The organism is Deltaproteobacteria bacterium, from assembly GCA_016933965.1.
Taxonomy (GTDB): Bacteria; Desulfobacterota; Syntrophia; order Syntrophales; family UBA2210; genus JAFGTS01.
In genome coordinates this window covers 45,204-71,066 of the sequence record JAFGTS010000040.1, presented here as the reverse complement: position 1 = coordinate 71,066, position 25,863 = coordinate 45,204, and the positions used below count along the sequence as shown (strand labels likewise).

Below are 25,863 nucleotides of genomic sequence, written 5' to 3'. Positions count from 1 at the left end.
CTTCTCAACATGGTCCCTTATTTGCAACTTATCGCCCTGATACCCGCCTTTCTACTTTCACTTGCCTATTCCCTCGAAACGGGAACCAATATTTGGATCATTCTGGGTTTAACAAGTTCGGTGTTTATTATCGTTCAGGTTATCCAGGACACCATTCTTGTTCCCAAAATCATGGGAAAAGTAACGGGCCTGAATCCCGCCGTGATTCTTCTTTCATTATCGGTATGGGGAAAACTGCTCGGCGTATTCGGGTTGATCATCGCCCTTCCCATGACATTCCTGCTCCTCGTCTACTATCGCCGATATCTTGCGGGGATCAGTGATAACAGACCGGATTTGCCTCCCGCGGGTGAATAAAATGTTATTTGATCAGCAATAACTGAACAGAAAACCGTCCCAGACAGAGACTTTTGACTAACGTCTGATAAAAGTTCAATACTTCACTAGACTTTCTCATGTTGATCATTTCCAAGAACACCCTGAAATGGGTAATTTTAAAATTAAATCTTTTCTCCTTTCCCCACTGAGAGCTGACAGCTGAATGCTGAAAGTTTTTCTTAAACCGCCAACCATAGAAAGTAACTTGACAAACAATTCTTATAATGCTCTTGTTTTGCCGTCTTTTGTTGGGTTTTCTCTCGTGAACGAAACATCATTTTTGAAATAATGGTATCCGGTATATTGCCTGATCGGTAAAAAATGGAACCGGCGGGGGTCAATAGTGACCGTGGCCTATTTTTTATGTTTCTCATAAAGAAAGGATGGGAAAAGATGGAATTTGAAAATCTCCTCTATGAAAAGAAGGAAGATACGGTAATTGTAAGATTCAATCGTCCACGGAGGAAAAATGCCATATCGCTGGAGCTCTCCGAAGAGTTGGGAAAGGCGCTTGATATGGTTGAAGCAGACAAACAGGTCCGATTCCTTGTTCTGACAGGCAGCGACGATTTCTTTTCATCGGGAGCAGATTTCAGCAATCCCGAGAATGCGATTACCATGATTCGCCGGGAGCTGGACGCCGCATCAGGTAAATCTCCGATCATTAAACTTATCAATTTTCCCCTGCCAACCATTGCGGCGGTGAATGGTTATGCGCTGGGACACGGCGCAGAATACGCGATCATGTGCGATATGATCATCGCCTCAGAAAAAGCCGAATTCGGTTTCATAGGGCCGATCCGGGGCGTGACCTGTCCATACGCAATGATCAGACTTGCCGAAGAGATCGGAAGGGCAAAGGCGAAGGAACTTATCATGACATGCGAGCGCATTCCGGCACAGGAGGCATTACGAATAGGCCTTATCAACCAGGTGGTCCCGCATGAGAAACTGATGGACGCCATTTTTACCATGATAGGAAAACTGCGCAAGGCCGGTCCCCGCGCAACGCGATATACGAAGGAAGTAATAAATCGCGATCTCGGCGGGTATGAATTGAGTGCCCGTATCTTCGAGGAAATTATTACCACCAGTGACGCCCTTGAAGGCGCCATGGCGTTTCTCGAGAAAAGGGAACCGCATTGGGAATAAAAAAAGGGGACTCATTTCAGTTTCTGTGTGAAGTTATGCATTACTGATGTGCGATACTCTGTGTGAAGGGAAAAACAAGGCCCGGCACTCATAGAGTGTCCGGGCCCAGCGAGGTTTTAATGGTTTTGGACAGGGTCCGTCAGTCCCAGAGGCGGACGACCATTCTCCCTTTGTGCTTACCCTGAATCATCAAGTCGATTTTAGAATCCAGCTCTCCAAGAGATGTTTCGGAGGTCAGCCGGTCAAGCCAGGGGATCTTCCATTCGCTCGCGATCTTATCCCAGGCCTTTTGCCGCATCGGCATGGGGCAGTTCTGGGAATCTATGCCGATCAGCGATACCCCTCTCAATATAAAGGGAAATACGGTGAGCGGCAGATCGGGTGCGGCCACGTTGCCGCAACTGGTCACCGCTCCGCCCGGTGCGGTCGAGCGTATCGATGTCGAGAGGATGTCGCCTCCCACAGTATCAATGCTTCCGGCCCATCTTACTTTGAGGAGAGGCCTCTGGCTCTGATCGGTGGCTTCCTCGATACTTATGACGGATCGGGCGCCGATATCTTTCAGGTAGTCCGCTTCGTCAACGATGCCGTTGACGGCGACGACCGAGTACCCGATCTTTGAAAGAATGGACACGGCAATGCTCCCGACACCTCCTGTAGCTCCCGAAACCAGAACATCACCCATTTCCGGGGTAATTCCGTAGTTTACAAGCCTGTATACCGATAAGGCAGCCGTAAAACCCGCCGTTCCATAGATCATGCTTTCCCTGAGTGTGAGATTCTCGGGAAGCCTGACCACCCAGTCCGCGGGAACGCGGATATACTGGCCGAAACCTCCCGCGGTATTCATTCCCAAGTCATAGCTCGTAACGATCACCTCATCACCGGGCTTGAATTCATCTCGTTTACTTTCTTCAACGACACCGGCGGCATCAATTCCGGGAGTGTGAGGATACTTCTTCGTAACGCCCCTGTTCCCCGTGGCAGAAAGCGCATCCTTATAGTTCAACGAGGAATAGACCACCCTGACAATGACGTCACCTTCGGGAAGATCGTCGAAAGACATGTCAGTGATGTTCCTTACGAAACGATTATCTTCTGCTTCAGTAACCCTCAGCGCCTTGTATGATTTTTTGCTCATCAACTGCTCTCCTTTTGCTGTGAAAGGCATCACTTAGTAATGGAGTTTTTTATTCTCCTTTCGTATCAGGTGTCAAGTCAATAACGTGTTGCGCCGCGATGGCGGGGGCACAGCGAGAGACAATTCATATCAATCAACGATCAGGCCAGGCAGCCACATGATGGCACCCGGGAAGGACGCGCATATGACCAACCCCAGCAGCATCAGCAATACAAAGGGCACGATGCCCCGGTAAACTTTTCTTATATCGATCCTGTCAGGGTCAACCCCCTTAATATAGAACAGGGCATACCCGAAGGGCGGCGTGAGGAACGATGCCTGAAGATTGACCGCTATCATGATAACGAACCAGATCATGTCGAAACCGAACTCTTTGGCTATCGGCAGAAAGAGGGGGAAACAGATGAGGACGATCCCTATCCAGTCGATGAACATCCCAAGAACCAGAACGATCGCCATCATGACCCAGAAGGTACCCCATTTACCCAATCCCAATCCCATGACGAAATCCGTGACCACATCACCTCCGCCGACACCGAGAAAGACACCGGTGAAACAGGTGGCGCCGCAGAGAATGATGATCACCATGGTGTTGGTCTTGGCCGTTTGCACCACTGCCCTGTACAGTCCTTGCCAGGAGAATTTCCCGTAGGCGATCACCATGAGAAACGCCAGAAAAGCTCCAACGCCTGAGGCCTCGGTCGGGGTGGCGATACCGAAGAATATGGAGCCCAGAACACCAAGAATGAGGATCATGGGAGGGACAAGGGATTTCAGAACCATCATGGCGACCTGCGCGTTTGTGACCCGCGCTCGCTCCTCCCTGCTTATGGGTGGCCCGAGCTCCGGTTTCAAGTAGCATCGTATCGCCACATAGCCCATGTAAAGGGCGGAAAGGATGAATCCGGGGACTACCGCACCAGCAAATAATTTACCCACGGAAAGGGTCGCCTCGCTCGCCATGACGACAAGCATGATGCTGGGAGGTATTAATATACCGAGCGTACCTCCGGCGCATATCGAGCCATAAGACATTTCCTCGTCGTATCCGTACTTCCGCATCATTGGGATGGCAAGGAGACCCATGGTGACAACGGAGGCCCCGATTATGCCGGTACAGGCGGCAAAAACAGTGGAGACCGCGATGACCGCAAGTGCTATGCCCCCCTTTGTCTGACCCATCAGATATCGCAGAGCCTTGAAAAGATCCTCGGCGACGCCTGACTGATCAAGCAATTGTGCCATGAAAATGAACAGTGGTATGGCAAGGAGGACATAATTGTCCATTGTCCCCCATATCCTGTTCATAAATATGTAGAATACTGAAGGCCCCCATCCTATCAAACCGAATATTACCGCCAGGCCGCCCAGTACGAAGGCAAGAGGGTGACCCATGAAGAGGCCGATCAGAAGACCTGCGAACATGAGAATCGTGATCATTTCGGGGCTTATATCTATCATAGTTCAACCCCCTTTATGATATAGATTCGTTTGATGATCTCTGATACTCCCTGTATGAGCAGCAGTATGAAGGATATGATAATAACCGTTTTAATAGGATATACCGGCGGCGCGAAGACGCTCCACGTGGTCTCTTTCATGGCCCATGAGCGTGCAGCAAAGGAATAACCCTGCCAGACACACACGATGCAGAAGGGGAAGAAGAACAGGGCATAACTTATCAGGTCGACGATGGCCTTCGTCCTTTTCGTGAGAACCATGGTGAATACATCGACCGAAACATGAGACCCGTAAAGCAGGCCGAAACCCGCGACGATCATGAAGTGGAGGCCATAGAGCTGCTTGAGCACCTCAAAGCTCCATATGGTAGGTGAACCGAAAAATCGCCTGAGTATGACTTCCATGACCGTGAGCAGCACGAGAGGCACGATTATCCAGCTGAATATCCTTCCCGTCCACTCACTGATCGAGTCGCAAAATTTGGATATGTTTCTTGCAAAATTCATGGGCACCTCCTTCCTCTGCCACCCATCCCGGTGGGCCCTGCCTGAATCATTATTCCCAAGTTAAAATGCCTGAAAGACATGCTTCGTCCCTTTTTTTGATATGAAGCCATAGTTAGAATAATTGTTAAGGATCACTGGTAACGAAATAATCGGGATAAAGGTTTTATAAAACGGCCGTCAGCATTCTTTCTTCTGTTGAAAGGTGTGAGGTTCCGGGGCTCGAAAGCCCCGGAACCTCTACACCTGCTGTAACGCAGTCTCGGGGATGATCAATCCAGGTTCGGATATTCCTTCGGGTTAAATCCGAAACTGAAGGGCGCTTCCATCTCCCGCCACTTTGCAAAGTCTTTCTTGAACTGCATCTGTGACTTGATCGATTTTTTGAAAAGCGGATTGTTCTTTGCAGTTTCCTCGGTATGAGCGTTCACCAGCTTCAGAACTCTATCAAGGACCTCGTCATCATATCTGTTGATCTCGATCCCCTTGTCGATGAACTTCTGCGTGTATTCTATCGTGTCGTAGTACTGGCCTGTTATGAATTTCACGCAGGCGGCCTTGGCTGCAAACCTGAGGTCTTTCTGCAGGTCTTCGTCCAGCGAATCCCAGACCTTCTTGTTGATCATGACACCCATGACGGACGCCGGCTGATGCCAGCCCGGAACGGCCCAGTACTTTGTAACTTCTCCGAAACCCATACCCCAATCGCAGGAAGGACTGCAGAATTCTGCCGCATCGATGACACCCTTCTGCAGGGCCTGATAGATCTCCTGCCCCGACATAGCTATCTGTGCAGCCCCGAGATCCTTGAGGAGCTTGCCCTGTGTCTGACCGGACATCCTGATCTTCATGCCTTTGATGTCTTCAAGCGACTTGATGGGCTTGTTGCTTCTAATGCCGCACTCCATGGGGGTAACACCTGTTACGAGGTACATCATTCCAAACTTCCCGTAGGCTTCCTCATAGATAGCGTGTCCCTCGCCACCGAAGATCCATACGAAATAATCCATTGGGGTCATACCCATGGGATATGAGCCAAGGGTGTCGAAAACCGGGTCCTTCCCCGCCCAGTAGTTGGGCCAGTCACCGGCGGCTTCAACCGTACCCTTGCTCACCGCGTCAAAGACCTCGTATGACGGCATCAGTGTTCCACCGGTATAAAACTTGATTTCCAGGCGGCCCTTGCATATTTGATTAGCCGCTTCAACAAAGGCATAATCCGCCCGGATCAAATCGATTGAGGGTGGCCACGTGGAGGTCATCTTCCACTTGATCACCTTCGGTGCGGCGATTGCGGGTGACGATACCAGGGAAAAGCAAAAGACCAGCGCTATCGCCATGACCATGACAAACATTCTTCTTCTCATTGATCTACCTCCTTCTTCCTTCCATAATTATTGTCGTTGAAGCTGAATTGCGCCAAGTAGTCAATTTTCACAAGTGCAATTTCCAGACCAGGATTGCATAAGTCATGGATGAGCCGGGGAATTCCTGTTCCACAGAAAGCAGCATAGACAGGCATAACGACGAATTGACGCGCTATAGTGACGAATTGACGCGCCGCTGAAAAAATTCCTTGACAGATGGAGGGAACACTATTTAAGTATCCATAATGGTACATGTAGCCATCCTGATACAATAAAACAATTGAACATAAAGGAAGGGATCCTATGCCGGAAAAGAAAACCCGCCCTGGACCTCAGGGTATTGCCGAACGGATCGATATGTACTCGATGATCTTCGACAGTATCCACGAGGGCGTTGTGGTGACGGACGCGGAGGGCTATATCACCCATTTTAACAAGGCATATGGCAAGTTTCTCAATATCAATCCGGAAGATCAGATCGGAAAACACTGCACCGAGGTTGTCGAAAATACCCGCATGCATATCGTGGCAAAGACGGGTAAGTCAGAGATCAATCATTCTCAATTGATCATGGGACAAAACATGGTGGTGCAACGGATCCCGATCAAAATGGACGGCAAGGTCATAGCAGTGTACGGCCAGGTAATGTTCAAGGATGTAAAAGATGTTACAAAACTTGCGCGAAAACTCTGTCTTCTGGAATCAAAGGTAAAAGAGTATGAAGAAGAGCTTCTTACCCTGCGCTCTGCCCGGTATACCTTTGACAGCATCGTTGGTGTCAGCGAAGCCATGAACTCTTTGAAAGCGGAAGCCCTCAAGGCATCCGCCAATTCATTCCCCGTTTTGGTGACGGGGGAAAGCGGAACGGGGAAAGAACTTTTTGTTCATGCCATTCACCATGCCAGTCAGCGTAAGGTCTATCCATTGATACGCATCAACTGTTCCGCCATCCCCAAGGAACTGATCGAGTCGGAACTCTTTGGATATGCAAAAGGGGCTTTCACCGGTGCGAGCAGCAGCGGTAAAAAAGGTAAGTTTGAACTGGCGGATCGGGGAACCATATTTCTCGATGAGATAGGAGATATGGCGCTTGAAATGCAGCCAAAACTGCTGCGGGTGCTCGAAGAAAAGGAATTTTCCCGGGTAGGCGGCACGTCCGTCATTAAATCCGATTTCCGCCTTATCGCTGCCACAAATCAGGACCTTCATGAAATGATACCGGAAAAGAGGTTCAGGATGGATCTCTTTTACAGACTGAATGTCATATCACTCCATATTCCTCCGTTGCGTGAGAGAAGGGAGGATATTATGCCCATCTCGAGACATATAATAAATAAGCTCACCGAGGAGGCGGGAATCACTGAAGTGTCCTTTGATCCCGGGGCTGAGGAGATACTGGTGAATCATGACTGGCCCGGAAATGTCAGGGAGCTTCAAAATGTGCTGGAGAGAACCCTTTCGTCAATCGATGGCAATGTCATCGGGAGAGACGACCTGCCCTTTTACCTGTACCGCAAAGGTGGTGACACGAGGGGGGGACGAAGGGAGACGATCACAAAGAAACAGCCGTTACTGAAAGATGTTCAGGGAGAAGCCGAAAGGAAGGCCCTCATCAGGGCGCTCACTACCTCCGGGAACAACAAAAAGAAGGCAGCTGAGCTTCTCGGCATCCATAGGACGCTTCTTTATAAGAAAATGAAGAAATATAACATATCTCCCGATCTTGAGGCGTAACCGGTCGCCCGTAGTTGTACTGATACACTCTCTTATGTCAATTCGTCCGCAATAACATTTCATCTTAATGCCAGCTCTTTTCCGCGTGGGTCCACAATTGATGTGGTTCAACCTGCCCGCCCCGCACTACGCCCATGGTTACATTGGCATAATTCTTGAATGTTTTTGAGTAAATGTTGCATAATCACCCAAAACAACGGCCACGTGCGGAGGCGGACTGAGAATGAAGGGAATGGCTATTGGAGAACTTGGGCTGCGAGATTCGGCGGAATTCACGAAAACTGTTTCCGAGGCGGATGTGTACCTTTATGCTGGCGTGAGTGGAGATTTCAACCCTGCACATATCAACGAGGACTACGCAAAAGGAACCTTTTTTAAAGCTCGAATTGCACACGGCATGCTGTCGGCAGGTTTTATTTCAGCGGTGATCGGGACAAAGCTGCCCGGACCGGGAACGATCTACCTGGACCAGAGCCTCAAGTTCCTGGCCCCGGTACGAATTGGTGATACCATTACTGCACGTGCGGAAGTTACGGAGATCATGGTCGAAAAAAACAGGGTCCGGCTGAAGACCACCTGCACGAACCAGGATGGAATTATGGTTATTGAAGGGGAGGCTGTGGTCAGCCCTCCTAAATTGAAGTAATATGGATATGTTTTTTGACTATCGATCGAAACGAAATGTTCTGAACGGAGGTATGTCATGACCCTTAATCAAGGCCTAACGAGCAGGGCGAGCGGTCATCCTGTTCTCATCGGTACCATGCGGGCACGAAACAAGGTAGTGACGGCGGGTGAAGCGGTTCAGCTCATAAAGACAGGAGACGTCGTAGCCACGGGCGGTTTTGTCGGCGCGGGATTTGCCGAGGAGATCGCGGTCGCAATTGAAGAATATTTTCTGAGCATGGGGCACCCCAGAGACCTCACGCTCATGTACGCGGCGGGACAGGGAGATGGAAAGGAACGGGGACTGAACCATTTTGCCCATGAGGGTCTGGTGAAGCGGGTTGTCGGCGGGCATTGGGGGTTGGCGCCGAAGCTGGGCAGAATGGCGATCGAAAACAAGATCATTGCCTATAACTTTCCCCAGGGGGTGGTTTCGCATATGTTCAGGGACATCGCCGCTCACAAACCGCGAACCATTACCACCATCGGCCTGGGGACCTTTGTTGATCCCAGAAATGACGGTGGAAAGATCAATTCGATAACAACGGAAGATATGGTGGAGCTCATCGTCTTTGACGGCAAAGAATATCTCTCGTATAAACTTCTTCCCTTAAACGTAGGGATCATCCGGGGAACGACGGCGGACACCGATGGTAATATCAGCATGGAAAAAGAAGCGCTCACAAACGAAAACCTTGCGATCGCAATGGCCGCAAGAAATTCGGGCGGGTATGTAATCGCGCAGGTTGAAAGAATTGCTGAAAAGGGGACGTTGAACGCGCGAAATGTCAAGATACCCGGTATCATTGTTGATTGTGTCGTCGTCGCGCGCCCCGAGAACCATTGGCAGACCTTTGCGGAGGTGTATAATCCTTCTTTCAGCTGCGAAACGAAGATCCCCTTGAAATCCATGCCCCCCATGGAAATGGATGCGCGGAAGATCATTGCCAGGCGCGCTGCCTTTGAGCTGGCGGCGAATGATATTGTCAACCTTGGGATCGGGATGCCGGAGGGCGTGGCGAACATCGCGAATGAAGAAAAAATAATCAGTTACTTTACGTTGACCGCCGAACCTGGGGTCATAGGGGGAGTGCCTGCCGGAGGATTGAATTTCGGTGCGGCAACCAACACCGATTGTCTGATCGATCAGCCGTATCAGTTTGATTTCTATGACGGCGGTGGTCTGGATATCACGTGTCTCGGAATGGCTGAAACGGACAAGGACGGAAATGTCAACGTCAGCAAGTTTGGTCCGAAGCTCGCTGGATGCGGAGGATTCATCAACATCAGCCAGGCCGCGAAAAAATGTATCTTTGTCGGAACCTTCACGGCAGGCGGGCTGAAAGTGTCCGTAAGCGATGGGAAACTTCGTATCGACCAGGAGGGGAAAACAAGAAAGTTTGTGAACCAGGTTGAACATATGACCTTTGGTGGAAGATACAGCGCGGAGCGGGACCAGTATGTGCGGTATGTGACCGAACGATGTGTCTTCGCCTTACGAAGAGAGGGGCTTGAGCTTATCGAAATAGCCCCCGGAATCGATCTCGAAAGAGATATACTGGCGCTGATGGACTTTAAACCGATCATCAAAGAACCGCGCCCGATGGATGAGCGGATATTCGATCCACAACCGATGGGCCTGGAACACGACCTCCTCAGCATACCCTTGAATGAGCGCCTGACCTATTATCCCGATGAAAACCTTTTCTTCGTGAATTTCGAGGGGTATCATGTGAAATCAAGGGATCAGATCAAAGAGATCAATGATATGGTAAGAAAAATTCTGGAGCCCGTCGGCAAAAAGGTTTATACGATCGTCAATTATGACAACTTCAATATCCTGCCGGATCTTATAGATGAATATTCGGAGATGGTAAAGGGGGTCGTGGAAGATCTGTATATTCATACGACGCGCTATTCTTCCAGCGCCTTTGCCCGGATGAAGATCGGTGAAGCCCTCGCGGAGAAAAAATTGATACCCCATATGTATGAGAGCAGGGAAGAAGCACAAAAAGCTTTAAAACCTGAGAACTGAGTGATATTGAAATTTAATGCGTACTCGTATCGATACGTCCCGTAATCAGGTTTTACCCTTCGACGGAAAGAGAAAGGAGAAATCTTATGCCCCTTAAAATCAAGAGAATTCTCTATGCAACAGACCTTTCAAAGAACGCTGCTTATGCCTTCCGCTATGCGGTGGACCTGGCGAAAAATCATGATGCCGAGATATACCTTCTGCATGTTATCGAAAAACTGCCGCCGTCTCACGAGGCTTTTGTAGAGTATTACCTCGTGAAGAAGGACGAAAAGCATCATGCCAAGATCCTGGCCAAGTCGATCGAGCGGACCAGGAAAAGACTGGCGGCCTTCCGCGACAGAGAGTTGAGAGATCACCCGGAAGTAATAAATAAACATGTTAACATTGACGTGCTGGAAGGATACCCTGTTGACGAGATCCTGTCGAAGGCGAAAAAATACGACTGTGACGTGATCGTGATGGGGACCCACGGAAAAGGGTTCATCGGTCATACGCTGTTGGGAAGCGTCGCGGAGAGAGTACTGCACCGGTCACACAGGCCGGTGATCGTTGTCCCTCTGCCCGAGGAAGAGACCGAGGCCTCACTGCCCGATTTTTAATGGAAACAACAGGGCCCTCTTTGCATCCGGCTGAAAAGGACCTGCCGTTCATCACTTGTGTCGAGGGGCCGTTTTATTTTTTGTCAGGAAGAGCCCTTTGCAGAAGCTGCAGGGGATGCATGACCTGTATCCCCTTGGTTTTGTCGAGATGGGCACCGATCGTTATGTTGCACCCGGGGCATCCCGTGGCGACAACCTCAGCCTGTACATCATAAATGTTCCCGAGTTTTCTCTCCGTTATCAAGGCCGATGTTTCACCATGCTCTATCTGGAACTCACCGCCGCCTCCGCAGCAGGTACCCGCTTCGTTCATTTCCACAAACTTGATACCCGGGATCGCCCTGAGTATTTTCCGCGGTTCACTGCCGACACCCTGTCCTTTGAGCAGATGACAGGGATCGTGATAGGTGACGCGGACCTCCGGGCCCCTGTGCTCCATTTCGGGCAGCCAGTGCATATGTTCTGCTACGAACTCGGAAACGTCTCGAACTTTTGAGGCAAGGAGCTCCGCCTTCTCGATCATATCCGCTCCGATGGGCTCGCCAAGGTCCCGCAACTCTCTCAGTATGTGAGGATATTCTTTTCTCAGGGCCGAACCGCAGGTGGCGCAGTCCACAATAACCGCATCGAATTCATCCCTGGCGAAAAGTGTGAGATTTTCCTCCATGCATTTGAGAGATGTCTTCCTGTCCCCGGAAAGAAAAACAGGGAGGCCGCAACAGGACTGGCCTTTTGGCACGGTAACGTCCAGACCCATGCGGCTGAGGACGGAAACCACCGAATGTCCGATGTCGGCAAAAACATAGTTTGTGGCACATCCATGGAAGTAGAGGACCCTTCCTTTTCGTCCGCCGGAAGCTGAAACGACCTCAGGTGTCTCATCATTGAAAAAGGTTTTGTTAAAGGGCGGTACACCGGCCAGGGAAAGGTTCCCCAGCAGAATGTGATCTTCGATCTTCAGGCCGCTGAATATTTTTCTGGCCCACCGTCCGAACCAGGCGGATGATGACATTATCCATTTGTGTGCCAGAACGTAGAAAAACAACTTTTTTACCAGGGGAATGCCGTGTCGCTCCGTTGCCCTCCAGCGCAAACCGGAGAAAAGGGCCGCCTGATCAACACCGCTTGGACATGCGGCTACACATGATCCGCACAGAAGACATTGAGAAAAGAGGATCTCGCTCATGTGCCGTGTGATATCAAGGTTTCCCTCTATGATGTGTTTTGCCAGCTGGACCTTCCCGCGGGGACTTGCCGATTCTACGAGCAGTTCCCTGTACACCGGACACACCTCAAGACAGAGTCCGCATTTCGCGCAGTGATATACGTGCTCCTTCGTTCCTGCGCTGAGAAGGGGTTTTGGCTTGTCCAAAATTACTCGTCCTGTCGTTACATTGTCTGGCTGAAAACAGTAAGTGTCTTCAGTCCGTCCCTGGCTGCTGCCATCTGTCACATGATGTATTTCAATCCGTTATCTTGCCGGGATTGAGGATTCCCTTCGGGTCCAATATCTGTTTCAGTTCACGAAGAAGTTGAAACTCGTGTTCATTATAGATCAGATGCATGAAGGGTTTTTTCGATAGACCGATACCATGCTCTCCCGAGAGGGTGCCCCCGAGATCGACGGCAAGGTGAAAAATATCAGATACGGCCTTTTCCACCCGTTCCCATTCATCCGTATCTCTCTTGTCGGTCACTATCATCGGATGGGTATTTCCGTCCCCTGCATGGGCCAGAACTCCTATTGTGAGATCGTATGTTTCACCGATCTTTATAATTCCCTTTATCATTTCCGGTAATCTGCTGACAGGCACCGTGACGTCTTCGAGGATGCAATTCGGCAACTTCTGCGACATCACTCCGAAGGCCGCTCTTCTGGCAACCCACAGCGCCTCTTCCTCATCGGCGGTCCCTGCCACATCAACGTGGGATGCCCCTTGATCGATACAGATCTCCTCGATCATGGAACTTTGTCTCCGGCATTCCGATTCGGGACCATCGACCATGATAAGGAGGACGCCTTGGACATTCCTTGGAAGGCCGATCTTCTTTGAATCTTCGACCATATTTATAACGACGGAGTCCATAAGTTCCAGGGCCACCGGCACGATCCCGGAACCGATGATACGTGTCACCGTTCCGCTGGCCCCGTCTATCCGGGGGAAAAATGCCTGTATGCTCTGTCTGAACGGAGGGATGGGAAGGAGCTTGACCGTTATCTCCGACACAATTCCGAGAAGACCCTCAGAACCGCAGAAGAGAGAGGTCATATCCACCCCCGTTACGTTTTTCGCGGTGATCCCCCCGGTGTTTATGATCCTGCCGTCGGCGAGAACGATCTTGAGGCCCAGGATCCAGTCCCGTGTAACGCCATACTTGACGCCCCGCGGCCCACCGGCATTTTCTCCCACGTTTCCCCCCATTGTGCTGACAGCCCATGATGCCGGATCGGGGGGATAAAAAAGGCCCAGTTTGTGTGCCTCGTTCTGCAGTTCCAGGTTTGTGAGTCCCGCCTCTACGATGGCGTATCGATTTTCTTTGCTCAGCTCGAGGATCTTTTTCATCCTCGTCAGGGCGATGACGATCCCTCCCTTGTGAGGGATCGTGCCTCCGCTCAAATTCGTTCCCGCTCCCCTTGGTGTTACCGGAATTCCGGCACTGTTAGCGAGCTTCATTATTTCCGCTATCTCTTCGGTGGTTTCTGGAAGTACGACCGCTTCCGGCAGTGCCTCATCAACAGAGGCGTCATAGGAGTAGTTGATAAGATCCTCCACCGAATCAAGATAGTTGTCTTCTCCAACAATAGCACGAAGCCTTTGTGCAATTTTTCCATCGATCATGCTGCGGGGTCACTCCTTTCCCCTTATTAACATGCATAAAACATGCCCTTATAAAATTCCGCACTATGGATCGTTCGCAGAGAGCGAACCGACATCACATACAATGTCAGATTTCAGCAAATACACTTATAAGTAATGGATTTCACGTTTGTTTATGAAGTGATGACCATTACCCCGGACCGGTGAGCCAGGTTTAGCGATATCCATTGACAAACACATTGCCCAGGCATATATTCCGCTGCAGCATCACTTCATGCCTGAGCATGAAACTCGTTAAATCGTTTCGGCCGCGGAAAGCGGGGAGGCTGCAATGAGGGCAAAGAGAAAAAGTATGTTTAACACGGCTCGTTATTTTGTTGTGGTCTGCATCACGATTCTCGGTTTGCTGACAATTATCGGCACCGGTGGCGGCGGTGGCGGTGGTAGTGAAGGTGGTGGTGGTAATGGTGATGGCGGTAACGGTGATACAACGATCTGTACAGCGAGTGGATCATATGCGTTAGTCGCAGATACGCTCACCATACATTTCACTTCAAGCAATTTTGCCGATGACGAAGGTCCACAGGTCGGAGTTGAAGAATATACTGTCACATCCATTGGTGCTACAGCGATGGAATGGGTCGGTGAAGATGATACCGATGACATGATATGGACACGTGACAGCGGTACTGTTGGCGATATTACAGGCACATGGGAATATGTCGATGAAAAAAGCGGATGGACCTATGAACTTACGATAAACAGCGATGGAACATTTACAGTGACAGGGATCCAATCCGGCACTCCCGTTACACTTGTTTCCATTGCAGTGACACCTGCCAATCCGGGCATTTTCGTAGGATTCACCCAGCAATTTACAGCTATCGGCACCTACTCGAACAGTTCAACCAACAACATATCAGCGGAGGTTGCCTGGAGTTCGTCAAATACATCGGTAGCAACCATCGATGGGAACGATGGTAATGCTGCCGCACTTGCCGAAGGTACGACAACAATTACCGCTACCCTGGGGGATGTATCAGGAAGCACGACCCTCACGGTGACGTCGGGAGGAATCTATACCGGCGGCACGATCCGTATCTCTTCTAATGATGAATTTACCGCGGCAAATGGAGTGGTCAGTGGCTCGGGAACTCAGTCCGACCCCTATATCATAGAGGGATGGACAATAGACGCCTCCTCTTGTGACACCAGCGTCTGGCCATATATCAAGGTGGGGATAGCTGTTGGAAATACCTCGAAATATTTTGAGATAAAAAACTGCAGTGTGTCGAACGCTGATACTTACGGATGCGGGATCTCATTGACCCTGTTGAGCAACGGGACTGTCCGGGACTGTACGCTGGCAAATGATTATACCGGTATCAGCATCGACGGTTGTTCCAACGTTGTTATTGAAAACAATACGGTTGAAAATTGTTACATCGGCATAAGCAACGGCACCTATGCCTCGAACGGTATTACCATTTCCGACAACACCGTAACGAATTGTACGAACACGGGGATAAAGTTCCACTACCTTACAGACAGCTTTGCGGACAGTAACACGGTTACAAATAATGGCACCGGAATTTACGTATCCTCTGTTGTATCCGATACTCCTAACGGCTGTACCGTTACCTATAACACAGTGCAGGAGAACAGCTATGACGGCATCGATGTAAATGACTCACAGAACGTAAGAATAGCCAACAACGGTACAAACAATAATGGTGGCGAGGGAATCGGTGTCTGGTGCAGCTCCAATATAATCGCATATAACACATCCAATAATAACGGGTATTCAGGTATCCGTCTGGATTACGTTGGGCTTACCGACAAAACCGCCAGTAACAACGTGGTAGCGGACAACAACGCCATGAATAATGGCATGCATGGCCTCTACATTGGTTTGAATTGCGTGAATAATGACATCCATAACAACCTGTTGCTCAATAACAATGCGCTCGACAAATATTATGCTGACATGACGCCATGGTATTTCGACATTGATATTGAGGCACAGCCGAACACCCTGTTCAACAACGACTATGGGACGTCTTATATCGCTCCATAGGACATGGATGAACCATTCTCATCTGAGATCCTTGATCCGGGGGAGAGGGATGTATTCCCTATCGAAATGAAGTTGTGAATTGCCAAAATATTGCAGGCCTCTGATTTAACATGAGGTTGAAGTATCTGGGGAAGTTAAACAAAAGATACCACAGTGACCAACAGTATGATATTCTTACTTTCATCACTGGAGGTATTCCTTTATGTTTCGTATCCGGCGCATTTATGACGACACGCTTCCCCGTGACCGAGAAGCGATCGTGCAGGTACAGGCCATCCTGAGAAATCAGTTCAACGAACTCGATGAAAAGGACATCGCGCGCCTCCCGCACCAGTTAAAAAATCCCCTGAAATATCGTTTCCGCTCAATCATCTTCATCGCCGAAGATTCCCAGGGGAATGTGAAAGGCTTCGCCCTGATGCAGCACGCTCCCGATCTGGGGTTCTGTTATCTTGATTATCTCTCGATAGAGCCGGAACGAGCCGGTCGCGGTGTCGGGGGAGCCCTCTATGATCGTGTGCGGGAAGAGGCGGCAAAGTTGACCAACGAGGGACTCTTTTTTGAATGTCTGCCCGACGAAAAACATCTGTGCCGTGACAAGCAAGTATTGAAGCAGAACCGGAAACGCCTCAAGTTCTATGAGCAATACGGAGCATATCCGATTATCAACACGGCCTATGAAACACCTTTCAAACCTGAGCATGACTGTCCGCCCTATCTTGTTTTCGACCCCCTCGGAAGGAATGTAAGTCTCTCGCGGGACATACTGCGCCATGTTATCCGGGCTATTCTGAAAAGGAAATATGGAGACTCCTGCCCACCGGGCTATATTGAAATGGTTGAATCCTCAGTAACGGATGATCCCGTCCGGTTGCGCCCGCCCCGATATACTGTGACGAGGCCGGCGTTCTCCGTACAAACCACCCGCTCCATGGAAAAGAGGATCGCCCTTGTCGTGAACGACAAGCATGATATCCACCACGTTCACGAACGGGGGTATGTTGAAGCACCAGCCCGGATTCAGCGGATACTGGAAGGCATCGAAGGAATGGATCTCTTTGACAGAATGACACCTCGTCACTTCCCGGAAAAAAATATCAAGGCGATCCACAACACCCACTATGTGGAATATTTCAAGCGAATGTGTTCGCAGATGCAACCGGGAATATCCGTTTACCCATATGTGTTTCCCATCCGTAACAAGGCACATCCTCCCCGGGAAATGCCCGTCCGGGCGGGCTATTATTGCATTGATACCTTTACGCCATTGAACCGGAACGCCTACCTGGCGGCAAAACGGGCTGTTGATTGCGCGCTTACAGTGGCCCAGGCAATTCTTGATGGCTACCGCCTTGCCTATGCCCTGGTCCGCCCACCGGGACACCACGCAGAAAGAAACGCGTTCGGCGGTTTCTGCTACTTCAATTCAGCGGCTGTGGCGGCACATTTCCTCAGCCGGTATGGGAAGGTCGCCGTTCTTGACATCGATTACCATCACGGGAACGGGACACAGGACATCTTCTATGAGCGGCAGGACGTCCTGACGATTTCAATTCACGGTCATCCTCGTTCAGCATATCCCTACTTTAGTGGCTTCCGCAATGAGCGCGGTGAAGACTCCGGAGAAGGCTTTAATATCAATTACCCTCTCCCTGAGAAGATCGATGCCGCAACCTACACCAGGGTCCTGCGAAAGGCGCTTCACAGAATCAGCCGGTTTCGGGCGACCTTTCTGCTTGTCGCCTTCGGTCTTGATACGGCCAAAGGAGATCCGACTGGAACATGGAATCTTTCGACAACTGATTTCTATGAAAATGGACGTTTGATCGGAACGCTCGGGCTTCCGACAATCATCGTTCAAGAGGGCGGTTATCGCTCTCGATCGCTGGGTTCAAATGCCGGCCGATTTTTCATGGGTCTTTGGGAGGGGTTCCATGGTATTCCTCCCTCCCAGAGAAAGGGCCGCTCTTCGCAGGCAAAGAAACCTCTATGATGGGCTTAGTTTTCCTTTATTTAAATGCCTTAGATGTTTGGTACCGCATGTTACGTTTGACTTCCGATGTTTACGACAATTGCAGTCTAAAAAAATGCGTAAACCTGAAATAACAAAGACACGGGATCCCGGGAGGAAGCCTTTTTTACAATGAATCAACAGGATTCATCCTGACGTATCAACGTTTATATTCAAGATTATTGACAAACATCATCACAGGCACTTTATTTTTTAAGCATTTAACGGGGGAATTAAGTCATAAATATAGCTTTCTTTTTTATCCTATAAAATAGCATTATGTGTAATTGAAGAGAAACCATATATTATAGTGTTCGATGGGGAATAACGGGTATCCCAAATGCTGGAATCAGAGAATTTAGTGCATGAGTTAATAACTTTTTTACCAGCCTTATTAACGGTCATAGGGGTATGTATAATTCTTCGAGCCGGACATTGGTTTCTTATCGGAAAGCACCCTGATCTCGGCAATGAGCGGAAGTTCCCCCGGCATATGATTTTGCTTGGGCTGACTCTTGGAGGACTTCTTACCATAATTCTTGCTTTACCGATAAGCGAAAGCTCCCGCAACCAATTGATAGGACTGATCGGGATTCTTATTTCAGGTGTCATTGCGTTTTCGTCAACGAACATTGTATCCAACCTGATGGCTGGTATAGTCCTTCGAATAACAAAACCGTTTCGGACTGGTGATTTTATTCGTGTAGGCGATCATTTCGGACGCGTTTCGGAGCGAGGGTTGTTCGATACTGAGATTCAAACCGAAATGCGTGAGCTCATTTCGCTTTCCAATACTTACCTGATCAAAAATGCGGTCACCACAATCCGCAGCTCGGGAACAATAATCTCGGCTTCTCTGTCTTTAGGATACGATGTTCACCATTCTCTGGTCGAATCTCTTCTCATACAAGCTGCCGAAAAAAGTGGGCTCGAAGAACCGTTTGTACACATTTTAGATCTTGGTAATTATTCAGTTGAATACCGCGTAGCTGGTTTATTAACGGAAGTTAAAAAAATGATATCGGTTCGCTCAAACCTCTATCAGTCAATATTGGATACGCTGCATGAGCAAGGTATCGAAATCATGTCGCCAACTATTATGATCCAAAGACGGATGGGTGATGATCAGAAAATCGTTCCGGTTTCGGTTGCCGTGACATCAGCTAAAGGGAGTATAAATGCGGAGGAGATCGCGTTTGACAAGGCTGAGCAAGCTGAAAGAACCGAAAATGAGAAAAAGAGTCTGGTTAAAAATATTGAAGAACTCGAAGCCGCATTAAAGGAGGCGCCTGAAGATGACAAGATACGGATTAAGGAAACTATTAAGGGGCACCAGGAACGTCTGAAAGCCCTCGATGGAAAGAGTGAATCAAGTTCAGATCAAAATCAAAAGCCCACCGAATAAATCGCTCCAACGGAAGAGATTGCAGACATATTACAAGTGGTTTTGAACATTAGTGAGAGAGATTTATGATCAACCGAACAATTTTGAAGACAGTTGCTCTCTTTATTGTATTGATTATTGCTGTGGTTGGATTGTCATTAATATCTGCCAAGATATGGGGTGACAAACCTGAAAAGTTGCCAAAGCCTGATACTCTGATTATTGAAAGGGGGATGACTGTCGCACAATTCGGTCAGACCAATAATTTGTCTAATCAGGTCCTCAGGGAAATTTTTGGGTTGCAGGCAAAATCCGATCTGGAGAATACGCTGGAGACATACGGTACCCCTCCCCAGATTTCAGCGCTTGTCCTGAAAAAATTGGCATTGGCCTCCGAACATGCTTCCAAGAACTGGATCAAGATCCTGGTCAAATTTTTTTTCTGGGCGGTTTTTCTGGTAACGGTTTACATGATCTTTAACAAGCGTAAAGTTAGCCAGCGACTCAGGAAGTGGATGTTGTTCACTGCCATCCTGATCTTTGGTGTTATACTCGGCTCCGATCCCAGTCCGATGGGTACGGTCAAGGATGCCATTTATCTCTATGGCTCGACAGGAGCAATCTTCCCCCCTCGGATTATTGCACTGACAGTTTTTTTGGCATGCGTCTTCCTCGTAAACAAGTATATCTGTGCCTGGGGTTGTCAGGTGGGGACCCTGCAGGACCTTATTTTTCATATCAATCGGACCGGTAAGAAGAAGGCTGTTTTCGGGAAACAGATAAAGCTGCCCTTTGTCCTGACGAACACACTCCGTATCGCATTTCTGGGTATCTTTACCATTGTCGCTTTTTTGTGGGGAATCGATATTGTAGAACCAATTGATCCTTTCAAGATCTTCAACCCAGGACACGTTGTTCTCGCAGGCAGTATATTCATCGTTGCGCTCCTTGTTGCTTCTCTTTTTATCTACCGTCCGTGGTGCCACATCTTTTGTCCCTTCGGGTTAGTGGGGTGGCTTATAGAAAAAATAAGCCGCGTAAGGGTAAACGTTAATTATGAAACCTGTATTGCCTGTGAAAAGTGCGCTGCCGCATGCCCCACGACGGTTATGAGCGCTATCCTAAAGAACGACAAAAAGACCATACCGGATTGTTTTTCCTGCTATGCCTGTCGAGATGTATGTCCGACAGGGTCTGTACGTTATTCCACTGACAAGAGAACAGTGCCTCCCGCAGGACACTTTGATAAACAAAAAATAGTGAAGTAATCGCCTTTGACAGGAAATAAGAGAAAGAGAAGGCATGCACCGCCATCTATTTTTCAGGAAGATGCAGATTGACCTGATCCCATGTCTGACTCAGGATTTCGGGATCTGACCGGCCCCGTGGTTACCCGTCATCTCCCTGAGAGCGAGCTTGTTGACCTTGTCCACGTTGGAGAGGGGGATCTCATCAAGGAAGACATATATTTTGGGTTTGTAGTAGGCGGACAGTGACTTCTCCACCAGGGCCGTCAGTTCTTTTTCCAGGTCCGGTCGCGGGACTTCCCCCTCTTTCAGCTGAATGAACGCCTTTACAATTTCACTTCCCGGCCGCGCCGGGTCAGGAACACCGACACAGCCGGCCAGAAAGACGGAAGGATGCCTGCGCAGGGCTTCATCAAGGACCTCTGTGTAAACCTTGAACCCCCCCACATTGATCATATCCTTCGTTCTGTCGACGATCCGGAAAAATCCGTCCTCGTCCATAATGGCAACATCGCCGCTTCCCAGATAACCGTCCTCTGTAAGGCCGCTGCCAGTTTCCGGGAAATAGCCCATCATAAGCTGGGGTCCCCGATAGAAGAGCTCTCCCGGCTCTCCTATTCCAACTTCCTTTCCAGTTGTGACATCCAGGAGCTTCACATCGGTATCCGGGAGGGGGGTGCCGACACCTTCCTTGAAGCCGCGAACCTTTTTCCCGCTCATCGCTTTCTTTTTCACCCCTCTCTTCAGGAGCGGCAAAAATATCGGCTTCAGGAGCGTTACGATCATCCTTCCCGGCCGGGATTGCGCGAAGTCGATCAGATGGGGCAGCACTTTTACGGCCATCGGCATGGTTCGACCGACCCACACGAGCGATCGATCGCCTCCGGGCAGGAGCTTGGCCGCAATTGAGAGGTTTGCCGTAACCAGGCAGTTGGCCTCAGACTGCCCGTACACGTCCGTGACGACACCCCCTCTTTCCGTTTCGATCTCCCTGGTAACGTCCGAGGGAAGCGGCGCCGCCCCTGATAATCCAAGCAACGGCGTGTGTGTGAGCCGCTTATCCGCGGAAACCTTCATCCACTGCGCCGGAACGAGGGCGGACAGGAACGGTCGATAGGTATTCATCATATTTACTATGCTCTCGTAATCCCGGTTGTCGGACAGCAGTATCTGGGTAAGGCCGAGCGCCGTCATGTAGATATAGGTGAACCCACCCAAATGGAACATCAACAGGGGAACGATGGTGACGAGGTTCTTCCCTTTCACCGCCCCGATGATAGGCAGCATTCCCTGGATCTGCCTGGTGTTCGCGGTCAGATTGAAGTGGCTTGACATGACACCCTTGGGAATTCCTGTGGCCCCTCCGGTGAATCTCAGAAGGGCGCAATCATTCTTTGGATCGATATCCACCCGGGGAGGAACGGAGGGATGGTCGGCTATGAGCTTTCTGAACCGGAAAACCCCTTCGATGTCCTCACCCAGCGGTCTTTCTGTGGCCGAGTAATCATCAAGGGCTGTTATGATGACATGTTTCAGGTTCGTGCGAGCCTTGATCACACGTATCATATCCAGATTCGTATCAAGGGTGATGATAGTTTTAGAGCCCGTCTGGTTGAGAAGATCGATCAATTCCATTTCCTTGAGCATGGTGCTCGCCCAGAGCTGTGTCGCTCCCGTTCTGCTGATGCCCCAGATGGATATGGCGAACTGGGCTGATGTGGGAAGGAGTATGGTAACCGTTTCACCTTTCCTGACACCCAGGCCTGCAAGGGCCGCTGCGAGTTTCTCCGTTTCCTTTTTCAGACGCCCGAAGGTGATCTCACCATCCATGTAAATAATGGCAGTGCTGTCCGGATGTTCCCGGGCGGTATCGTCGAGCAGTTGATGAAGGGGTATTTCAGGATAGGGCTCCATGGTTTCGGGAATTCCCAGTTTCTTATAGAAATTCAACCAGGGTTTAGGTGCGTACAGGTTTTCTTTCATGATTCTCAGCCTTCCCCGTATATCGCTGGTCAGACATAGGCCGACATTCCCAGCGCTTCATTCCCCACGACCAGTTTCTGTATCTCCGTCGTACCGTCGGGAATGGTCCACGACCGGGCATCCCTGAAATAGCGTTCCAGCGGCAGGTCCACGGAAAGCCCCATGGCGCCGTGGATCTGAATGGCGCTTGAAGCCACCCTGACCGCCGCCTCCGCGGCATACCCCTTTGCCAGGGACGACATGAGCCGGGCCTCCCCGCTCCCCTTCATGGTGAGGTCCAGTGCACGGTACGAGAGGAGCCGGGACGTTTCCGTCAGGGCCATCATCTCGTAGATCATACCCTGGATGGTCTGGGTCTTGCCGATCGGCCTCCCGAACTGCTCCCGCTCCTTCGCATATGCGATCGACGCCTCCAGGGCGGCCCGGCACACACCCACCGCCGCCAGCGCCATCCAGGAGCGCGAAAAGCAGAAGATGGCACTGACGGGGGACATTACGTTGAAGAGCTTCCAGAGCCCCATTTCGGTCACCAGCGGAAATTCTTCCATGATCTCTTCACGTCGTCCGCTCGAGAACGCCGTGGAGACCATCTCCATGACATTGTTCTCCCGGGGGATACAACACTCATCAAAAAACATCTCCCCCGTGGGGCCGGCGTGCAGGCCCAGCTTCAGCAGCTCTCTCGTCTGAAAGGGAGATTCCTCCCGATCGATCAGAAAGGCGCTTTCCCTGCCCGTTTCGTCCTTTGCGACAAGGAGACATATATCGGCGATCGGGGCATTGCTCACCCAGGTCTTCGAACCATTGATGATATATTTGTCCCCGTCGAGAACGGCGGTGGTCCTCATGCTCCTGTGGTCTGAACCCGCGTTGGGCTCGGTTATGGCGTTACAGCTGATCAGCCCCCCTTCCCGCCACTGCGGCATCAGTTTTTCTCTCATTGCGTCCGGCGCGAGAAGGAGCAGCGTCTGACCGAAATTCATCGTATAGACCAGGTCCAGGCTGAGCCAGACACGGGACAGCTCCTCCGTGAGGATCCCGAACGTCATGAAGTCCTGCATAAACCCTTTGAGGCTCTGGGGGTCCCAGCCGACACCGATCTTTTTGAACTTCTTCATGAACCCTATCGCTTCCTCTCTGGCAAGCGGTCCTTTCTTGTCTCTCTCATCAACGATCGGGGCGATCTCCTTATCCAGAAATCTCCTGAAGCTGTCCCTGAACATGTTCTGGTCGCTGTTGAAGTCAAAATCCATCGAGCACCCTCCCTCTCCAAGTGGATGTTCCTTTCGAGCGCACACCATATCGCACGCCGCGGAGGTTCACTGTCCATTACCACTCCGGCGATCATACCTGTTACCTGTCATACCGGACCTGATCAGGGGTCCGGTCTGATCCCGGGGCCCCGATCCTGTTGCGTCACAGCAGTTCTCTAAGCTCCCTCTTCAGGACCTTTCCCGCCGCGCTCACAGGGATCTCGTCGACAAAGCGCACCTCCCGGACATGCTTATAATGGGCAACCCGCTCGTTCACGAACTTCATGATCTCATCGGTACCGGCATCAACGTCCGGCTTCCGCTGGATGAACGCAACAGGGACCTCTCCCCCCTTCTCGTCCTTCTTGCCCACCACGGCACAGTGCGCCACCGCGGGATGCTCGAACAGGACCTCTTCCAGTTCCCGCGGATAGACATTGTATCCCTTGTATATGATCATGTCCTTCTTCCGGTCGGTGATATAGAAGTATCCGTCTTCATCCTCGTACCCGATATCACCGGAGTGCACCCAGCCATCGATCAATACCTGGGCCGTTTCTTCCAGTTTCTGCCAGTATCCGAGCATGCACTGGGGACCCTTGATGCAGATCTCCCCCTCCTTTCCCGGAGGAAGCACTTCGCCTGTGGTCAGGTCAATAACATTAATGTATGTGTCGAATATCGGTATGCCCACGGAGCCCGGTTTCAGCCCCTCTCTCGTCGGGGGGTTCCCGATACAGATCATGGTGATCTCCGTAAGCCCATAGGCCTCGCAGACTACACCGGAAAAAGCATCGAGCATCTGCTCCAGGATCGGCACCGGCAGCGGTGCGGCACCGGACACGGCAAGCTTAATGCCCGACATATCTATCTTCTTGAACTCGGGATGCTGTACCAGCGGGATATACAGCTGAGGCGCACCCCCTACCATTTCGGCCTTATACTTTTCAATGCCCCTGATATATTCCGTGGGATCGAAACGCGGATAGACGATCATCGTATGGGTCCCGTAGATCAGGTTGTTCAGGTACCCGATGGTACCCATTGCATGGAACCAGGGAACCACGACAAGCATGGTCATGCCCTCGGTCAACGCCTGTTCCTTATCGGGCATCTCCTGTTCTATTAATGTCCTGTCCCACGTCAGGACGCCGTCCTTATAGGAGATATCGCCGCCGGCAAACCAGTGGTTGGCCTGGGTGACATTGACCACCACGTTGTAATGAGACATCATGACCCCCTTGGAAAGCCCCGTGGTCCCGCCGGTGTAAGCGAGATGGGCCAGATCCTTTTTCGGATCGATCTCCACATCGATCGGGTCGGTGCTTCCCTCCTGCAGCAGGGTCAGGAAATCCTCTCCCTTGGGGATCTGCCCCTTTGTAAGAAGCTTGACCGGTGCCGAAACCGGCGGATAGGTATCGGCCAGGCTCGCGACTACCAGGTTTTTAACCTTTGTCCTGTCCAGTACTTTATCAACGACACCGAAGAGGAGCTCAAGAGTGACAAGCGTTTCAGCGCCGGAGTCATTGAGCTGATACTCCAGTTCTCTTTCAACCATCAAAGGAGAACAGGGCACGAATATGGCACCCAGCTTTAACAGGCCGTAATAAGCGATGGCAAACTGCGGGCAGTTGGGCAGGTGAACGGCGACCCGGTCACCCTTCTTGACGCCCCGTGCTTTCAGGGCATGGGAGAACCTGTTACTCAGGTTCAACAATTCCTGATAGGTGAGCTCCATTCCGGCAAACCTGATCGCCACCCTGTCCGGGAATCTCGCGGCGGCGGAATTGAGAAACTGATACACGGGCATCAAGGGATAATGCAGCGACTTCGGCCTGCCCTTGGGCCATGCCTTAAAGTTCTTTTTTTCTTCCATCAGGACACCCCCTTCTGTGTTATCGTGAACATTATATCCCGGCTTTCATCCTCTTTGCTTCCCCGTTGAACAGATTTCACTTCCCGTAAAGCGTATGGTGACCGGCAGTGTTTGTTGACCAACCCCGGATTAACCATATTCCTATGTAATTGACAGAGATGTATGAAAAGACTA

The 25,863-nt window shown here is 50.5% G+C and carries 19 protein-coding genes; 10 read left to right on the top strand and 9 right to left on the bottom strand.

Annotated elements, in window-relative coordinates:
- Window positions 1-357: AI-2E family transporter (locus JXO48_09570; protein MBN2284125.1), on the top strand; the 357-nt coding region annotated here is incomplete at its 5' end.
- Window positions 358-771: 414 nt separating this feature from the next.
- Window positions 772-1,530: an enoyl-CoA hydratase/isomerase family protein gene (locus tag JXO48_09565; protein ID MBN2284124.1), complete on the top strand. Its 759-nt coding sequence runs from the start codon at window positions 772-774 to the stop codon at window positions 1,528-1,530.
- A gap of 139 nt (window positions 1,531-1,669) precedes the next feature.
- Here the strand turns inward: JXO48_09565 and JXO48_09560 are convergent, their stop codons facing one another.
- The 4 genes from JXO48_09560 to dctP all read right to left on the bottom strand — a co-directional run bounded on the left by JXO48_09560 (window position 1,670) and on the right by dctP (window position 6,002).
- Window positions 1,670-2,671: a YhdH/YhfP family quinone oxidoreductase gene (locus JXO48_09560; GenBank protein ID MBN2284123.1), complete on the bottom strand. Its 1,002-nt coding sequence runs from the start codon at window positions 2,669-2,671 to the stop codon at window positions 1,670-1,672.
- A 129-nt stretch (window positions 2,672-2,800) separates the two neighbouring features.
- Window positions 2,801-4,132: a TRAP transporter large permease subunit gene (locus JXO48_09555; GenBank protein ID MBN2284122.1), complete on the bottom strand. Its 1,332-nt coding sequence runs from the start codon at window positions 4,130-4,132 to the stop codon at window positions 2,801-2,803.
- Entirely contained in the window at window positions 4,129-4,638 is a 510-nt protein-coding gene (locus JXO48_09550; GenBank protein MBN2284121.1) for a TRAP transporter small permease subunit, read from the bottom strand. Before JXO48_09550 ends, JXO48_09555 begins: the two co-directional genes overlap by 4 nt.
- 269 nt (window positions 4,639-4,907) lie before the next feature.
- The gene (dctP, locus tag JXO48_09545; protein ID MBN2284120.1) at window positions 4,908-6,002 is read right to left on the bottom strand and encodes a TRAP transporter substrate-binding protein DctP; all 1,095 of its coding nucleotides are present in this window, start codon (window positions 6,000-6,002) and stop codon (window positions 4,908-4,910) included.
- A 303-nt stretch (window positions 6,003-6,305) separates the two neighbouring features.
- Between dctP and JXO48_09540 the strand changes: the two genes are divergently transcribed.
- The 4 genes from JXO48_09540 to JXO48_09525 all read left to right on the top strand — a co-directional run bounded on the left by JXO48_09540 (window position 6,306) and on the right by JXO48_09525 (window position 11,039).
- Window positions 6,306-7,736 carry a sigma 54-interacting transcriptional regulator gene (locus JXO48_09540; GenBank protein MBN2284119.1) on the top strand — a complete coding sequence of 477 codons (1,431 nt, stop codon included), beginning with the start codon at window positions 6,306-6,308 and terminating at the stop codon, window positions 7,734-7,736.
- 223 nt (window positions 7,737-7,959) lie between these two features.
- On the top strand, window positions 7,960-8,382 hold the full coding sequence (locus JXO48_09535) for a MaoC family dehydratase (GenBank protein ID MBN2284118.1): 423 nt from the start codon (window positions 7,960-7,962) through the stop codon (window positions 8,380-8,382).
- Window positions 8,383-8,499: 117 nt separating this feature from the next.
- Entirely contained in the window at window positions 8,500-10,437 is a 1,938-nt protein-coding gene (locus tag JXO48_09530) for an acyl CoA:acetate/3-ketoacid CoA transferase (GenBank protein MBN2284117.1), read from the top strand.
- Between the two features lie 86 nt (window positions 10,438-10,523).
- A complete protein-coding gene (locus JXO48_09525) occupies window positions 10,524-11,039 on the top strand; it encodes a universal stress protein (protein MBN2284116.1) in 516 nt (171 codons plus the stop codon).
- A gap of 73 nt (window positions 11,040-11,112) precedes the next feature.
- Here the strand turns inward: JXO48_09525 and JXO48_09520 are convergent, their stop codons facing one another.
- On the bottom strand, window positions 11,113-12,411 hold the full coding sequence (locus JXO48_09520; GenBank protein ID MBN2284115.1) for a (Fe-S)-binding protein: 1,299 nt from the start codon (window positions 12,409-12,411) through the stop codon (window positions 11,113-11,115).
- 91 nt (window positions 12,412-12,502) lie between these two features.
- The gene (locus tag JXO48_09515; GenBank protein MBN2284114.1) at window positions 12,503-13,876 is read right to left on the bottom strand and encodes an FAD-binding protein; all 1,374 of its coding nucleotides are present in this window, start codon (window positions 13,874-13,876) and stop codon (window positions 12,503-12,505) included.
- 313 nt (window positions 13,877-14,189) lie between these two features.
- Here JXO48_09515 and JXO48_09510 point away from each other — a divergent pair, with 313 nt between their 5' ends.
- The 4 genes from JXO48_09510 to JXO48_09495 all read left to right on the top strand — a co-directional run bounded on the left by JXO48_09510 (window position 14,190) and on the right by JXO48_09495 (window position 20,598).
- Complete coding sequence (locus JXO48_09510) at window positions 14,190-15,935, top strand: right-handed parallel beta-helix repeat-containing protein (GenBank protein ID MBN2284113.1); 1,746 nt, start codon at window positions 14,190-14,192, stop codon at window positions 15,933-15,935.
- Window positions 15,936-16,137: 202 nt separating this feature from the next.
- Window positions 16,138-17,928 carry an acetylpolyamine amidohydrolase gene (locus JXO48_09505; protein MBN2284112.1) on the top strand — a complete coding sequence of 597 codons (1,791 nt, stop codon included), beginning with the start codon at window positions 16,138-16,140 and terminating at the stop codon, window positions 17,926-17,928.
- A gap of 358 nt (window positions 17,929-18,286) precedes the next feature.
- The gene (locus JXO48_09500; GenBank protein MBN2284111.1) at window positions 18,287-19,351 is read left to right on the top strand and encodes a mechanosensitive ion channel; all 1,065 of its coding nucleotides are present in this window, start codon (window positions 18,287-18,289) and stop codon (window positions 19,349-19,351) included.
- Window positions 19,352-19,416: 65 nt separating this feature from the next.
- Complete coding sequence (locus JXO48_09495) at window positions 19,417-20,598, top strand: 4Fe-4S binding protein (protein ID MBN2284110.1); 1,182 nt, start codon at window positions 19,417-19,419, stop codon at window positions 20,596-20,598.
- Between the two features lie 90 nt (window positions 20,599-20,688).
- Here JXO48_09495 and JXO48_09490 read toward each other — a convergent pair whose 3' ends face one another.
- The 3 genes from JXO48_09490 to JXO48_09480 all read right to left on the bottom strand — a co-directional run bounded on the left by JXO48_09490 (window position 20,689) and on the right by JXO48_09480 (window position 25,689).
- On the bottom strand, window positions 20,689-22,560 hold the full coding sequence (locus tag JXO48_09490) for an AMP-binding protein (GenBank protein MBN2284109.1): 1,872 nt from the start codon (window positions 22,558-22,560) through the stop codon (window positions 20,689-20,691).
- Between the two features lie 29 nt (window positions 22,561-22,589).
- Entirely contained in the window at window positions 22,590-23,813 is a 1,224-nt protein-coding gene (locus JXO48_09485) for an acyl-CoA/acyl-ACP dehydrogenase (protein ID MBN2284108.1), read from the bottom strand.
- 163 nt (window positions 23,814-23,976) lie between these two features.
- The gene (locus tag JXO48_09480; protein ID MBN2284107.1) at window positions 23,977-25,689 is read right to left on the bottom strand and encodes an AMP-binding protein; all 1,713 of its coding nucleotides are present in this window, start codon (window positions 25,687-25,689) and stop codon (window positions 23,977-23,979) included.
- Between the last annotated feature and the right edge of the window lie 174 nt (window positions 25,690-25,863).